The organism is Pseudoalteromonas sp. M8, assembly GCF_018141365.1.
In the GTDB taxonomy this organism is placed as follows: domain Bacteria; phylum Pseudomonadota; class Gammaproteobacteria; order Enterobacterales; family Alteromonadaceae; genus Pseudoalteromonas.
In genome coordinates this window covers 2,122,533-2,138,605 of sequence record NZ_CP047240.1, presented here as the reverse complement: position 1 = coordinate 2,138,605, position 16,073 = coordinate 2,122,533, and the positions used below count along the sequence as shown (strand labels likewise).

General features: G+C 42.9%; 12 protein-coding genes. All 12 read right to left on the bottom strand.

Going from position 1 to position 16,073, the window contains the following annotated elements; all coding sequences use genetic code 11:
- Nucleotides 1–331 precede the first annotated feature (331 nt).
- The 12 genes from GSF13_RS14255 to tmk all read right to left on the bottom strand — a co-directional run bounded on the left by GSF13_RS14255 (nucleotide 332) and on the right by tmk (nucleotide 15,923).
- Complete coding sequence (locus GSF13_RS14255) at nucleotides 332–589, bottom strand: hypothetical protein (RefSeq protein WP_017217477.1); 258 nt, start codon at nucleotides 587–589, stop codon at nucleotides 332–334.
- Nucleotides 570–1,514 (bottom strand): ornithine cyclodeaminase family protein, encoded by a 945-nt coding sequence (locus GSF13_RS14250; protein WP_211868875.1) that lies wholly within the window; start codon nucleotides 1,512–1,514, stop codon nucleotides 570–572. Before GSF13_RS14250 ends, GSF13_RS14255 begins: the two co-directional genes overlap by 20 nt.
- Nucleotides 1,515–1,523: 9 nt before the next feature.
- The gene (locus GSF13_RS14245; protein ID WP_211868873.1) at nucleotides 1,524–2,612 is read right to left on the bottom strand and encodes a Xaa-Pro peptidase family protein; all 1,089 of its coding nucleotides are present in this window, start codon (nucleotides 2,610–2,612) and stop codon (nucleotides 1,524–1,526) included.
- Entirely contained in the window at nucleotides 2,609–3,607 is a 999-nt protein-coding gene (locus GSF13_RS14240) for a proline racemase family protein (protein ID WP_211869023.1), read from the bottom strand. The genes GSF13_RS14245 and GSF13_RS14240 overlap by 4 nt, the downstream gene beginning before the upstream one ends.
- A 95-nt stretch (nucleotides 3,608–3,702) precedes the next feature.
- Nucleotides 3,703–6,687 carry a TonB-dependent receptor gene (locus GSF13_RS14235; RefSeq protein ID WP_211868871.1) on the bottom strand — a complete coding sequence of 995 codons (2,985 nt, stop codon included), beginning with the start codon at nucleotides 6,685–6,687 and terminating at the stop codon, nucleotides 3,703–3,705.
- 292 nt (nucleotides 6,688–6,979) lie between these two features.
- Entirely contained in the window at nucleotides 6,980–7,495 is a 516-nt protein-coding gene (locus tag GSF13_RS14230) for a YgjV family protein (protein ID WP_010604677.1), read from the bottom strand.
- Nucleotides 7,496–7,553: 58 nt separating this feature from the next.
- Nucleotides 7,554–11,228, bottom strand: a complete 3,675-nt coding sequence (locus GSF13_RS14225) for an ATP-binding protein (protein WP_249122786.1) — start codon at nucleotides 11,226–11,228, stop codon at nucleotides 7,554–7,556.
- A gap of 181 nt (nucleotides 11,229–11,409) precedes the next feature.
- Complete coding sequence (locus GSF13_RS14220) at nucleotides 11,410–13,248, bottom strand: alkaline phosphatase D family protein (protein ID WP_211868869.1); 1,839 nt, start codon at nucleotides 13,246–13,248, stop codon at nucleotides 11,410–11,412.
- Nucleotides 13,232–14,026, bottom strand: a complete 795-nt coding sequence (locus GSF13_RS14215) for a YchF/TatD family DNA exonuclease (protein WP_045990081.1) — start codon at nucleotides 14,024–14,026, stop codon at nucleotides 13,232–13,234. The genes GSF13_RS14220 and GSF13_RS14215 overlap by 17 nt, the downstream gene beginning before the upstream one ends.
- A gap of 7 nt (nucleotides 14,027–14,033) precedes the next feature.
- Nucleotides 14,034–14,357, bottom strand: coding sequence for a PilZ domain-containing protein (locus GSF13_RS14210; RefSeq protein ID WP_010604673.1), 324 nt, complete (start codon nucleotides 14,355–14,357; stop codon nucleotides 14,034–14,036).
- An 11-nt stretch (nucleotides 14,358–14,368) separates the two neighbouring features.
- On the bottom strand, nucleotides 14,369–15,277 hold the full coding sequence (gene holB / locus GSF13_RS14205) for a DNA polymerase III subunit delta' (protein WP_206472865.1): 909 nt from the start codon (nucleotides 15,275–15,277) through the stop codon (nucleotides 14,369–14,371).
- Nucleotides 15,270–15,923 carry a dTMP kinase gene (tmk, locus tag GSF13_RS14200; RefSeq protein ID WP_039497867.1) on the bottom strand — a complete coding sequence of 218 codons (654 nt, stop codon included), beginning with the start codon at nucleotides 15,921–15,923 and terminating at the stop codon, nucleotides 15,270–15,272. Before tmk ends, holB begins: the two co-directional genes overlap by 8 nt.
- Nucleotides 15,924–16,073 lie beyond the last annotated feature (150 nt).

Here is a 16,073-nt window from a genome sequence, read left to right as displayed (position 1 = left end):
AATTTAGGAAGTACTTACCAGCATTAAAGTTACGTTACATTGATCTAAATGTGAACACGACAAAAACGACCCACAGGGTCGTTTTCCTGACTATGGAAGAAACTCAATTACAATGGATGTATATACAGTTATTTAGGTGAAAGGATGAACGTCAGCTTTTCGCTCAAAGCCACCCTTAGAGCATTTACGTTAACTCATTTCGGGGCAGAAACATGTTAGTGCCGCAGTCCGCACCAGACCAATAACTGAAATGTCAGTATTCATAGCGTTCTATATTTGTACTCTGTCAGGTTAAAAATTAGCGCTTATTCACTTAATTGAATAAGTCACTTTATTCACTTGGATGATAATGGCGAATACCATTGTCATCCACCATGACGTAACAGCTATCGTGGTTTTGAAACGCTTTGTAAAACACCTCGTCATAAAGCAGCTTTTCGCTTTTCGTTTCGCCGCCAACTCCTTGATAACTAACCAACATGTGACATTCGTGACAAATAAGCGGATTCACCAAGCGCTTATCAGCAGCTTTGACTACTGCGGTTACTTCATACACTTTACCGTGCTCTTTATTTTTGAACCAAGTCATACACTAATTTCGCTCCAATTAAATCACTCAGCGCTGTTCCTACAGACTTAAACAAAGTAATTTCATTCTCGTTACTTCGACCTAGGTTATTTTTAGTCATTTCGCTAAGCTCTGCAACCACCTTATCGGGGCTAAACTTACCTTCACTGATCGGTAACAACAATTCGCCCGCCTCGTTCAATACATTGGCGCGACTATCTACAAAAACGCGGCTCTTAGTTACCGTTGTGGTATCAATTTCTCGACAATCTTTATGGTGATTGCCAATGCAATCTATATGCGTACCATCGCTCAACCACTCTCCATTGAACAAAGGCGTATGACTGCCTGTTGCACAGCTGATCACATCTGCCGAAGCAATAACAGATGCGGTTGCCTGCTGATACAATGAAAATTCCACTCCCTGATGCTGCGAGGACAATAGCTCCAGCAACAGGCGTCCTTTTTCAGAATTACGTGCAATTATTGAAATTTTACTATAATTTCTAACACTTAAATGCGCATTAATCATGTAACTAGCTAAATTGCCTGAGCCAAAGAAAACCAAATGTTTGGCATGTTTAGGTGCTAAATACTCCGCGGCTAATGCTGACACAGCAGAGGTTCTCCACAATGTTACTTCGGTGCCGTCCACAAGCGCGAGCGGCTCACCGAACTGCCTAGAAAACAGCATGATTTTCGAGTAAAGGGAGGCTTTATCATGCTGGTTGTTATCTGGGAAATAGGTAAAGGCTTTTACGCCAATCACATCGGCATTCCAAGCAGGTAAAACAGCAAAAGCGTCATGATTGCTTTGACTATTATCTAGCTCAAAAACTTGCCGTGTTGGTGTACCTGCTGGTTGCGCAAAACCCTGTTTAAGCGCTTGAATTAAGCTTGGGTAGTTGAGGTTATCCGCGACCTCTTGGCGAGTAATAATTTGCATCCTAACTCCTTAGTTCGTTAGCTGAAATACTTGTGGCGCGTGGGTTAAGCATTCAAAACCATTTTCAGTCACCAGTACATCTTCTTCCAAGCGCACACCACCATAATTTGGAATGTAAATACCCGGCTCTATGGTAATGATATTGCCAGCTTCTAATTGGTGATCGACCCCAGGTTTAATAAACGGCTGCTCGTGTAGAAATAGCCCCACACCGTGACCAAGTCCCTCACCTGCGTATTGTGAAAAGTCACTATGACTTAACACATCGTGTGATGCGTTATTTAAATCTATGCAGTTAACGCCTGCTTTTATTAGCGCCAACGCAGCTCGCTGCGCATGTTGAACCGTGTCATAAATGGATTGTTGTTGCTTCGTCGGCTCCCCCAACACGTAACTTCGCGTCATATCAGAGCGATAGCCGCTTATCACCGCACCAAAGTCGATAAGTACCAAGTCCCCTTGGTTGAGCTTTGTCTGTCCTGGGTTTCCGTGCGGTAAGGAAGAACGTGCACCAAATAATAGGATTGTGTCAAAAGAGAGTCCTTCGGAGCCTAGCTTTTGCATCTGATACTCAAGCTCAATTGCCGCTTCTCGCTCGGTGATCCCTACTTTTAACAAAGGCAGTGTATGGGCAAGCGCCGAGTCAGCAATCTCGGCGGCGCGTTTAATACAGTTAATTTCATAACCATCTTTAACTTGTCTTAGCGATTCCACCCAAAGCGGCGCGGCAATAAGCGTGGTATTTTTTGCGCTGATGTTTAATAAAACATAATCTGCGTGACTGATTTGATGCGCTTCAAATGCAAGCTGTCGCGGCCCATCCAATAATCTAAAAATACAATCAGGTAGCGTTTCTTTATCACGATTTCTTAAAATAACTTCGACTCCCACCGCTTCATCGCTAGCACGTTCAAAGTAACGATAATCGGTAATGAGTCGGTGTTGCCCATTTGAAGACATCAACAATGTTGCTGCATGACCGGTAAAGCCGGTTAAATATACAATATTCTCGTAGCCATAAATAATGATAGCGTCACTTTGGTGTTGTTGTAATTTATTGACTAAGCGTTGCTGTCTGGCTGCGTAATCTACATTCATCGTAGTAAAAATCCTCTTACTAATGGATCGTGGTCGTCTAAAATAAATTGGTGTCGGCCTGTAATATAGGCCACGCCCGAAACTATTGGGATCAACGATTTACTATCATCACTAAGTTGATAACAAAAATCTAAACCCAAGCCTAATATACCTTCAATAAAGATACGTTGGTTTGCGGCAAGCTCATTTCTGGCGGCGAGAATTGCAGCCCTACCACTGACCCCAGTCCCTGTTGGACTGCGATCTAATTCGCCATCGGCAAAAATGCACACATGCTTACTGTGAGCAGAGTCCGATTTTTGAGAATTGGAATAAAAAATCACACCATATAAAAATGCGAGGCGCGCATCGTCATGCACTAAGCTAATCTGTGTTGCAATTTCTTGTTTAAGCGTTAAACCTAACTGCTGAATGTAAGCTGCATTTTCTGACGTAAGAGCTAAATCGATTGTATCAGCGTCAATATAGGCATAAAACGCACCACCAAATGCGATATCCACTGAGATTAAACCAAATTCAGATGTCTTGACTTGCTTATCAAGTGTCACTACCTCTGCTGGTACATTAGCAAATTCAGCTTGGCCGTCTCTTAGCCATGCGGTAATTAGCCCTGCAGGCGTATCTATCAACAACTGTTTCTTTGCGGGATTGTGCTGTAAAAATAGTGTAGCTAAAGCAATAATCGCATGACCACACATTGTTGAGTATCCTTCATTATGAAGAAATAACACGCCAAAATCGCTTTCTGGTAACTGCTTTTCAACGATAAGCGCACCATACATATCAGCATGACCCCTAGGCTCATACATCAGCGCGGTGCGATAGTGATCAAGATTTTCTACGCAGTATTGCCGTTTATCTAAAATAGTGTTGCCTTGAGGTTCAGGGAAACCATCGACAATTACCCGCAAAGGCTCTCCGGCGGTATGCATGTCAACCGTCTCTATTACTTCCGCGTGGCTCAGTATTTGCTCAAAATCTATTGTTAACGTCATCATACTCTCCGTGACATGAAATAAGCCAAACGTTTTGTTTGGCTTAAACCAAGAACTAGGTGCATAGCACCCAGTCTTGGCTATCACCAGGGAAATTAAAACGTAAACCTTGCAACTAACGACGCGTAACGCTCAGTTTGTCGTAACGTTGTAATGCCGTAGTCAGGGTTAACGATTAAGCCATTTGCACCATCTAAAGATCGCTGTTCATTGATCCCAAGCGCTTTATCACTGTTTAGTAGGTTATAAACGGTGCCCTTGAGTAACAAGTTATGTCCCATAATATCTGTAGAGTAACTGAGTGATAAGTCTATCGTGGTTGCCCAAGGAAGATTACCTACACTACCGCGAGGGGCTGGGTTGCCATTTTCGTCGTAATGAGAAACATGGCCATAATCTTTACTTACGCATGCATCCCAAGGGCTTCCTGCGGTACAGCTATCTATACCGACTGGGTGCTTAGAGAAATAGTTAGTCGGGCGACCTGACGACGTTCTTGCAACCAGACCCAAAGTTAACTCATCTGTGATATCGTAAGAACCTGATACTTTTATTGAATGGCGATGGTCATTCGGTAAATTACCATAGCCGTGATCCATCAGATCCGCGTAATCATAAGAAGTTGTCCAACCTGGATCTGCCTGATCGTTATCGGTTTTCACTAAACCTTCTGTATTACCATAGCTGTGTGACCAAGTATAAGAAGAATTAATCCGTAACTTGTCGGTAATATTTCCTTCTAAGGTAAATTCAAGTGCAAGATATTTACGTACTGCTTGTTGCAGGGCAAGCTCTTGCGCACTGAGTGTCACTTCATCGACTTGGCCATCGCCATCGAAGTCATAACTCATGGTGATCGCTTCACCCGGGTTATTTAGCACATAGTAAGAACCCTGACCGACATTGTCTTGGATACCGAGTTCGGCCAATTTCTTCGCAAGCACAGGACCAACATCCGTATCTTCAACACTGCGTCCAAGGTCTCGATAAATCGCTCTAACCCCAAATGCCATATCGTCAAAAACGGTGGTCTGATATCCTAAAGTCAATTCATCAGAATACATCGGCTTAAGGGTGGACGAAGCAATCAAACCGGGCTCTGTAATTCCGCGTTGACGCCACCGTCTATCTCGAAGCATTTCCCCTCGACTTGGCGAGCCATCACTTAATAAAACAGGATAGCCATCACTGTCTACTTGATCGAGGTCGAAATACTCAAACCACTCTACTGAAGCCGAGCCTTGAGTGATGTTCATGTTGGCAGAAACAGGTTGAAAGTACCGCCCGTAAGTAAAGAAAACTTTGGATTCGCCATCACCGTTTAGGTCATAAATCGCTTGAAATCTAGGCGCAAGTTGGTTATCCATATCTACAAACGCTCTACCGTCAGTAACGGTATTTTCAAACTGACTATAACGCAGGCCCAGATTTAACACGAGTTGGTCGGTGACTTGCCAAGAATCATTGACGTAGAAAGCAAGCGAGTTAACCTCAGAATCAACCGTCCTTGTTCTTATTCGACGTTCGATATAATCCTGACCGAGCGCAGCACCAGAAATGCTCCCTTCACCAGCGGTTTTGATTGTCCACCAGCCTTCTGCGTCTCCAAGGCCATTTTGACCTTCAAAGTGATCTACCGTAACTTTAGTATAATCAACACCGAACAAAATGGAGTGGTAATCCAAATCGATATTAAAGTCGACTCTCGCTTGATCACGGATAAACTCTTGCTCAGAAACACTGCTGGCTGTATGACTTGATAAAGTAACGAATCCCTCTCTTTCATCCCAAACACCCGGCACTGTTGATGCGACAATATTTTCAACGTTTTCGGTCACTCGGCCCACCACAGCCGACACCGAGAAAAAGTCAGAAAAGTAACCACTATAATTGACACTGTAAACCTTGCCGCCATCTTCACCAGGAGCCGCAACCCCTTGTTTATCACCAATCACATCGCTTTCCCAGTCATAGGCATAGGTTTGCCGTGTCCATTCTCTTTTGTTATTCATGGCGGAAAAACCGATGGAATGGTCTTCATTGATGAACCAATCAACTTTTGCAAACCAGCGATCTTCATCTCGTTTTCTGTCATTGAAGGTCGTTTGCCCAGCCCAACGATTAACCTCCCGTCGAGGTGCATACAAACCATAGTAAAATAAGCTGTCCTCTATTAGTGCACCACTTGCCCAAACTTGTAGCTCTTTAAAAGAGTCGTATTCTTGCTCAGTATTAAGATTCACTGTGCCATTATCTAGGTAGTTTGAGTCGTGATAACTATGGGTTGAAGCAGGGTCTATTCTCACTTCTGCCCCTAAGTTAAATTCGTTATCCCCAGATTTAGAAATTGCGTTAACGATGCCACCTAGTGCGCCACCAAATTCAGGACTAATTCCCCCCGTTTTGATTTGAGTTTGTGAGATAGCTTCCCAAGGCAAACGAATTGAGCCTAAACCAGTTTGAATACTCGTGACATTTAGACCATTAAAATAGTAGCCATTCTCAGCCGATGAGGACCCACCGAAACTTGAGGCTCTATTAAATGAATCACCACCAGGCTCAGCTGTACCCGGTGCCAATAACGCTATACTTTCAAAGCCGGTATTTACTGGCATGACTTTAAGCTCGGCGTCTGTAAACGTTACTCCGGCAGTTGAAGAGGCCATATCCACACGTCGAATCGCCGTGCCAGTCACCGCTATCCGTTCTATGTCCTGCCCTTGTTGTAATAATTGAGCGTCTAAGATTAGCGCCTGTCCAATATTAAGCTCGACATCCTCTTCAATAACGGATTCGAATCCAGCTTTATTAATTGACACGCTGTAACGGCCAACAGGCAGATTACGCAAAATGTATTCGCCCTTGCCATTAGTTTGTACAGCAAACTTCAGCCCCTTGGATTTGTGTGTAAAGGTCAATTGAGCCTGAGATAACTCAGTACCTTGACCATTTACGATGCTCCCTTTCACAGTACTATTGCCATCTGCAGCAAATGCAGTAGAAGTCCCCAATGCTAGAGCAAGTGCTGATGCAGTGAGTGATTTACACAGTGTTTGCGCTGTTTTTTTGTTATTACGCATATTGTTGTCCTTTTGTTCCCATTGATTTGAGTGTTTTTTGGTAACGAACAAACAATACACAATTGATATATTGTATACAATATTAATTATACAATTAATATTAATAAAAGTGATAACACTATGATTTAGATAAAGATTATTTATATAACTTTTATTTCAGTCTGTTTCCTATACCACTTGTACTCAGCGTAATTATCTGAAAAAGTAGATAGAAAAAAACTTAACCAACTGAAATATAACACATTTAAAACTCAACCTAATTTTATTAGTGCCCATTCCAGTAAAATTGAATCTATTTCAACTCAGCCTTTAACTTACTCGCTTTACGCTTCATATAAATTCGCCATAACCCAATCAAATTACTCACCAAAAAAGTACTTTCTAACACAATCGCCATGGGAGAGCCGATATAACAATTATGTATCAGCCAACACACCGTACCTAACATCATCACACACCGAAATACCACTTGCTTGCGAATAAATGCACCAAATGTCAATAAAATACTACCAATAACAGCATAAAGTTCGTAATTTGCATTTAATTGTACTAAAGGTGGCACTGTATTGAGTAGTAGAAACCCGATAAGCAAGCGCTTTGACTGCGACTTGATAAACACCAGATATCTGAGGCTAGCAACCGCCATAAGCAAAGCACCAGCCATAGCATCAAGTAGATAGAAGTGAATTGCAGTGAGTGCAGTCGACAAGCTTAGTGCCAATAACACCTGCTGGCGTTTCATAAATTGAAATGAGGCGAGATCGAGTAAAACAGCAAGGGTAACCAAAACTTGAGATAATAAGAACATGACAAACTCCTAAAAGAAGCATTGTCACAGGCAGTTAGCTTGCTGTAATTCACCTAAGTTAATTTTCGACCGCTATTTTCCTAAACGGTACTTTTATCGTAATTTCGACACCTTGTAATTTCGCCGTTTTACAGCGGATCTCGCCTTTTAAAAGTTGCGTAACCAAATTATAAACAATATGCATGCCTAATCCGCATCCGCCTTGATTACGTTTTGTGGTTACAAATGGCTCAAACAAGGTCTTTTGCATTGCTTCGTCCATGCCGACACCATTATCGCGGTATACAATAGTCCAGTGGCTATCTGTCGCCTCGACTAACACGCTGACTGTGCCAGAGGCACTCCCCTCAAAACCATGGATAACGGAATTGTTAAATAGGTTTGCCATTATTTGATAAACCGCGCCTGGATAGGTGGAGAGATTTACATCAGCATTCCCATCTATAGACAAATATACTTCTTTATTTTTAGCCAATGGTTTGAGTGAATCGAATACATCATTGATATATTCAAGCAGGTTAATATCACGCTCCGTCTCACTGGATTGATCTACTGCAACTTGCTTAAAGTTACTAATAAGGCTTTCTGCTCTTTGCAGATTGCGACTGATCAGCAGATAGCCTTCTTGCTGTGCATCGATGGAGGAAACCAAATCTTTTTGCTTAAGGGTTTTATTCTCAAGCTTTTCTACCAACTCAGATAAACAATCTTCGTTATGAGAAAGCGCTGTGATAGCAATACCCAAAGGTGTATTGATCTCATGCGCAACCCCCGCAACCACAACACCTAAAGAAGCCATTTTTTCACTTTCAATCAAGTCTTCTTGCGTTTGCTTTAACTCAAACATTGCTTGCTCAAGTTTTTGATTCTTTTTATATAGCTCATCGGTGCGCATCGCAACTTTTATCTCAAGTTGCTCGTTTAACGACTGCAAGGCTTGTTGATGTGCTTTCAAATCAGCAATATCTTTCAGTGCCCCCGCTATCCGCGTTGCTCTACCATTATCATCTCGTGCAACTACCTTTCCTCTATCTAATACCCAGATCCACTCTCCCTGTTGATCTTTAACTCGAATAGACAATTCATATACGTCTTCACGGCCGTCCACACAAGATTGCAGGCGCTCCTCAAGTAACACACAATCTTTAGGGTGTACAAACTGGTCAAGTTCATCGAGGATGAGTTTATCTTGGAGATCACTAAAATCGATCCTTGGATTTACGCTGTAACGATAAATTTTACCCGACTCAACATGCCAATCCCAAAGTTCATCACCACTTGCCCACAATGACAACTCTAACCGCTCTTGTAACGCTGACATTTTCTGATTATCCCGCAGCACTTGCTGATAACGCCGTTGTCTCGCTCGAACAAATGCTGCAGTGATAAGCACAATGACTAGGGTATAAAGGGTCTTCGAGTAAGCGTTCCACCAAATTGGTGCAGCGATATAAATGCTAAACTCGTGAACGGGCGACTGCATATTAAAGCGATTAACGGTATAGGTTTCTACTCGATAGGTGCCAGGCTCAAGCTGGAGTAAATTTATTTGCCTTGCTCCATTTGCAAGTTTCAGCCACTTGTCGCTTAGTCCTTTAATACGGTAATAAAAGCTCAGCTTCTCAGAGCCAAAGTCTAGACTTGAATATTGCAACGATATGATATTTTGGTCATAGCGTAATCGTAATGAGCGCGCAAGCTCTGGCGCAACAGAGAGGATCCCATCGAGACTTGGCTGTAAAGGCTCGCCCAGTAATTCGATTGTGGAAACTAAAATAGGCCGCGCGGTATTTGAAATTGATACATTCTGGGGGAAGAACTGATTAAATCCTTTGGCTCCACCCATAAAAATTCGGCCGTCAGGGGCTTTCCATGCGGCATTGTAGTTGAATTCGTGCGCTTGTACGCCGTCAATTGGAAGAAAATTATCAATGGCAAAATCCATTACTTTAATGCGCGACAGCCCACCACTGGTGCCAAGCCACATATATTCATAGTCATCATAAACCAGCCCCCACACGGCTTGGTTTCCTAGTCCTTCTTGCTCTCCTATGGTTCGGACAACTTTCATTTGCTTATCAACTAAACTAATGCCCGCTTCACTTGCAACCCAGATACGTTGCCACGGGTCTTCATCTATCATAAAAACTAAATTCGACTTTAAGCCATCCTGCGTAGTCAGATTATGGAGCTGGCCTTTACTAAACTTGAACAACCCCTCACCTATAGTGCCAAACCATAAATCTTGCCCAACAACTTTAAATGAAGATACATGTGAAGGTGCATCTGAACGATTTTCGAAAAACTGCACTAGGGTTTTAGACTCCACGTCGTATCTCATTAGGCCTAGCGTCCTGGAACTTACCAAAATCTGTGATTGGTATTCGATAACATCATTAAAGCTAAGCTCAGGACCATTATTCGAGTTAGGCATCAAATGACTGTATTCCCCTTGGGTTAAAGCATACCTAACAACGCCATCACCTCTTGTTGTTACCCACAAGGTATCATCATAGATCTTTACTTGCGTGATAAAGCTCCCTTTGATTGCAGATAAACTCGGGAAAATTCGATGTGCTTCGATAAAGCTCGATTTTTGATAAATATATAAACCCGATGACGTACCTATCCAAAAACGCTCGCTACTGTCTAGTGCGAAATTCCTAACATCAGGATGCCCCAAAGGAGCATGCGGAAAGTTTTGTTCACCAACGTGACCAAACGATTCGCTCAGCTGACTAAAAAAGTGCAGCCCCTGTGACTCCGTCCCTATCCATAAATCGCCGTTTCTATCTCGTTGAACACTAAGTACATTGTTATCTTGTAGACCATCATATTGTTCTGCACGGCGATACCAATGCCGCTTGATACTACCTTGCAGATCTAAAATAAACACTCCTGTATTGGAAGCAACGAGTATCTCATTCGCCCTTACTTTAATTTGGTGAATGCTGAGGTTTACTTTCGCACTGACCGACTTTTGCCATTGCACTTTATTGAACTGAGTGTCGAAACTAATGATTTTATCATCCGCGTCAACCACGAATATCCTTCCGTGGGAAAGCGACAGTGTTTTAAACTCACCTTCCAACAGAACGTTCGCACCTACTTTGTCTTTTGGCTGACTGACTAGGCCATCTGCATTGAGGTAAACAAATGCATCCCTTGTTTCTTGGACTTCACGAACAAATTTACCAGTTAAATAAAGTTTTTCAGGCATTAAGGTTTGGTAGTTAACTCGGTAAGCATCGCCCTCTTCTGTTGATACTGTCACTGATTCACCATAACATGCCACTTTTTTAACTCTATCGGAGCTAACCGCCTCATTCTGCGCCGCTAAGATAGAGCGAAAGGTCCCCGCTTCAGTATCGTAAATGCTAAGCCCAGTACTTGTTCCAACCCAGATATATTTACCACTGTGGCATAGTGAGGTAATAAAGCCACCAGAGAGATGATGTTTGGAGTTCTGCTTTACTTCAAATTGAACAAAATCATGACCATCAAAACGATTTAGGCCAGACTGTGTGCCAACCCAAATGTACCCAAGTTGATCTTGCGCAATGGCAGTGATAGTGACCTGACTGAGGCCAGAATTATAGTCATAGCGTCGCATAACCTGCGCCGTATCGCTAAATTCGGGAAAACTGGCGGCACAAGGAAAACTCGGTAATAACAACAGCAGCAACACACAAAACCATTTCAGTGTGCTGTATGGTACAACGAACAGAGACATGCGCTTGAGTAGAGTCATATAGTCGAGATGTTAGCCCGCGTTATATTAACTATAGCAAAAGCGAAAAAGAGCATGTATTTTTTGATGGGTTTAGCGCATCACGCAAGCTCACTCGTACAGCCAAGCTAAGCTACAAATAGCTAAAATAGGTTTATTCAATTCTAAAATCTATTACCAAGGCTTATAACTCAAAATGACTGTGGATCCCCGTGCCGTGCAGTAGCTCATACTTCTCTAGCAAGCCGTTTTCAAGCGTTACTAAACTAATCGCAGAGTCTGACACCAAATAGCCATGTTTTTTTAGCGATGAAGGATGCTTACTTACCGATAGCTGCCAGCGTTTCGTAAAGAGATTCAGAGGACTATATTTGGCATACAAAATCGTGTCCATCTTATCTAAAATATTGATAAGCGGCTTTGGAAATTCGTTTTTTATCCCTGATGCGGTTAGCTGCCAAATGCGGTTATCATGACGACCAAAACGAGCCTGAACCGAAAAGCAAAACGAATAATGTACATCGCCGGAGAGTATAATGGTTTCTTTAGGTGTATCTGGACGCTTAAAAATTTCAATTAGCTTTTTCGCAGCCCCTTCATGTGCCATCCAATTTTCCACATCCACCACCAACGGTTCACCACAGGTGTTAAATATGGCTTGTATGGTTTCGATTGCCTTTACCCCAAATACTGGCGCAGGACTGACCATCAATACTGCACTGTGGTCAATAAGCGTGTCTTGCAGCTCCATCAACATTTCCCAGTCGAGTAAACCACTTGGTTCATTGAAATCCTGTTCATTACGCCACCGATGTGTACGAGTATCTAGCACCACCACTTTTGGAAACGTATCTAAACAATAATGCCAGTGTGTGAATCGACGAACTTGTTTGTCAAACGCCGAAAAGTGCCATTCGTTGTCAATCAGGCTTGAATTAAAAGCTGATGTCAGCGCCCCGCTATACTCAAACGCATCATTACCAATGCCTTGAAACAGCCAATAGCTAATGATGCCATTACTGATAATGCGTCGACTCACTTTATGGTTCGCAATTGCCTGTTCCCATTTAGCCGTCAAGTTCCAATCATCGGTCACATCATGGTCGTCAAACATCATTAGTACAGGCACGTTCGCACACAACCGCTCAGCGCTAGGCAACGTTTCAACAAAGCCTTTTAAGGCGTCAAGTTCGGACTCAAATATTCGCCTAACTTTGTCGTTACCACCATCATAATGAAGCGCATCAAAGTTAACCAACTGCCAAGCAAGATGAGAGAAGTTTAACAGGTAACAGGCGACAAACTCTTCGAAGAAAATTAGGTGATTAAAGGCCTTAACACTAGAAAAGTGCGGTTCATCCTTTCGAAACCAATAGCCTGGTGAAAACTTTGAGCGCTCCTGCCATGGCGTCTTTGGTAAATATAAGTGACGATGGTAAAGCTGAGCTTGTTGATCAGCTGGTAGGTGCATTGGCAATTTCGTTTCTTTAAACAAACCCAATCGCGCTATAAGTTGGTGAATAGCCAACAACATGGCGCCGGCAACATCATCTGCATAGATCTGATCGCCAGAAAAAATACACAAGTCAGCGCCTAGCTCACCGAGTTCGCGTTGCTGCTCTTGCCACTGATCTGCAGTATGTAGACTGTCTTTTGCGTGGTGATGCGGGTTACGGCATGAGCCATGTAATATTTGCTTGAGCAAAGCAGGTATCGCAAAGCTAAGCTCTTCTCCATAACGCAGATAATCTGGCTTATACGCGGCACCGTTAATAAGCACTTGATACTCGAGCAGCTGCGCTGTTGGCAGAGCCTTCTCGCTGCATATCATCAAAAAATGCAAAAAGCAGGCTGCACCGAGCTGAAACGTCTCAACCTCACATCGACTGTGATGGGCCAATAGCGAAGCCGAGATGTCCACGGCTTCACAAGTAACAACCTGAATACAAATTTTATTCTGCTCAGCTCGGCGAACCAGCGGGCCCATCAACACCTGAGGTAGCTGATTAAGTTGTGCTACCATCTTGGCGTTTCACCAAATTAAATAAAGAGTAAAAGTTATTCGTGGTTTGCTCTGCAAGCGCTTTGTAGCTCATTCCTTTTAAGTCAGCAATATAATACGCAACGTCTTGTACGTAAGCAGGCTGGTTAGTTTTACCACGATGCGGGACAGGTGCAAGATAAGGTGAATCGGTTTCAATCAGCAATCGGTCCATAGGGATTTGCTTAACGACTTCTTGAAGCGCCGTCGCATTTTTAAACGTCACAATACCTGAGATTGAAATGTAAAAACCAAGGTCTAGTGCCTGTTTTGCCATCGGCCAATCTTCAGTGAAACAGTGCAACACGCCACCGCAATTTTGCGCATTGTGGGCACGCATGATGTCTATCGTGTCCGCTTTTGCATCGCGAGTATGAATGATCAGTGGTTTTTGTAGCTGATTAGCCACATCTATGTGTCCAGCAAAGCTTTCTTGCTGTACCTGATGCGTATCTTTTGAATAATAATAATCTAATCCAGTTTCACCAATAGCAACGACTTTATCATTACTCGCCAGTTGTATTAGCCTTTCAACATCCAATTTATCTTTTTGATCTAGTGGATGTACCCCACAAGATGCAGAAACATCATCAAAATGAGCTATTTTTTCTAACATGGATGGAAATTGGTCTAGCGTCACGCTAACGCATAAAAAGTGTTCTACTTGTTTTTGTCTCGCGTTGCTGAGTACTTCTTCAAGGCTTAGGCCTAACTTTTCAAAATCGAGTCTATCTAAATGACAGTGAGAGTCTACAATCATACTGGCTCTACATGGTGTAAGTTGGTTTATCTGAATGCAAAGTCGCACCCAAAAGCTTATTTATTTTATCGTTCAGAGCTGGCGCGTCAACAAACGCAACGCCAACCCCAGATGGATTAGAATTTTGCGCGCCTTGCGGTGTTAACCAAGCAACCACAGCGTTGACTTCGTCCGCCTCTAGAGCGTCAGGCAAGGTGACTCTGAGCTTTAATTCTTGCCCCATATCAAAATGGGCATTGGACTTGATAAATATGCCACCGGATTTCAGAAATGGCATATAACAACGATATAGCTCATCTAAATCTTCAAAATCCGCAAGTAACTCTTGCATGCGCCACCTCTTTATAGCTGTTTTTGTAAGGCAAAAAGTAAATTAGAAATGCTAAGGTTTTGATTTAACCCTAACACATTTTTCTGTTCGTACATAAACCGATGTACTAAGCTCACTAAGTCTTGATACTGGGTAAAACTCAAACCATTCCCTTGTGTCATCGCCCCTTTTAAACGGTTGAGCAAAAAACGGGCGAACACATCACTCATTGCGCTGTGCTTTAACAGAATTTTTTCAACCGTTTGTGCACTCTCTACTGTTAATTGATTCGCCGCGTGATAAAGCGCAGTCACATCGTCAAGTGCACCTTCTTGTTGCCACGCTTCGATTATAAATGGCTGTAGAGAAAATTCATCAAACCAAGGGAAATCACAAGCGACATTTTTAGCAGCCAGCCACTGCGCGGCCTCTGCTTGATTGGGCGAGTGGATCGCCACTTTATTACAACGGCTCAAAATGGTGGCAGGTAACTTACTGTCATCATCGCTGGTTACGACCAAATAACGATTAGCATTTGGCTCTTCAAGTGTTTTTAACAGCGCATTAGCGGCTGAATGGGTCATCAAATGCGCGTGTTCAATCAACGCGACTTTATTGCCACCTTGCTGCGCTGAATGGTTCAAGAAATGCGTAATCTCTCGAATTTCGTCCACCCCGATTGATTTTCCCTCAGGCACTACACTCAGTCTATCTGGGTGATTACCAGCTAAGTTCAAGTTACACGGCTTACATTGCCCACAGGCAGTGAGATTTTGTGGATGTAAGCATAAAAGTGCATCTGCCAAGTGCGCCGCAAGCAGAGATTTCCCCACGCCTTTTTTACCCGATAACAGCTGAGCATGGTGCAAACGACCGTTTTGCTGTGCTCGAGCAAGATAACTTAGAGCGCTGCTGTGCCAACTTGGAAGCAAATTATTCATTGCCATCCACTGTAAGGTGTGTGGCTATCAAGCTATCAAGCAGTTCAATACTTTGCTCAAGTACTTGTGCTTTACTTTGACTGGCATCAATCACAGTAAATCGTTCAGGGTCATTTTTCGCTTGAACGAGATAACCCTCACGTGCGCGCTGCAAAAATTGTTGCTTTTCATCCTCGAGTCTATCTAGCCCCTCACCTCGCGATTTGACTCGCTTTAAGCCCTCTTCAGGATCCAAGTCCAAAATCAAATTCATGTCTGGACGAAAGCCGCCGAGCGCAAGCTGATTAATGGTTGTGATGGTGGCAAGATCTAGCCCTCTTGCATAATGTTGAAAACTAAATGTTGCAGCGTCAAATCGATCAGAAATAACGACTTTGCCTTGCTCAAGTGCTGGCATAATTTTTTCACGAACGTGCTGAGCACGCGCAGCCCCAAACAACATAAGCTCCGTCATGTCTGCCATTTCGGGGGTTGAGGGATCTAGAATGATTTCTCTTATCTTCTCTGAGATCTCTGTTCCACCGGGTTCACGAGTCATCACAACTTCAATACCGCGTTGTTTTAAATGCGCTTCCAATCCGGTAATAACCGTTGTTTTTCCAGCGCCATTGCTGCCATCGCAGACCAGCATAAACCCTTTTTTCATAGCAAGGACGTACTCATCATTCTTATTTGGCTGTTATTTTATCGTGTTTTAGTGAATTATTCACGACTGAAATAGAATTGAATTGTCTAATAAATTGAATTTGTCATTCTGAAAATAATTTAAAACAGAAAAATTTGGTCTACAATAACA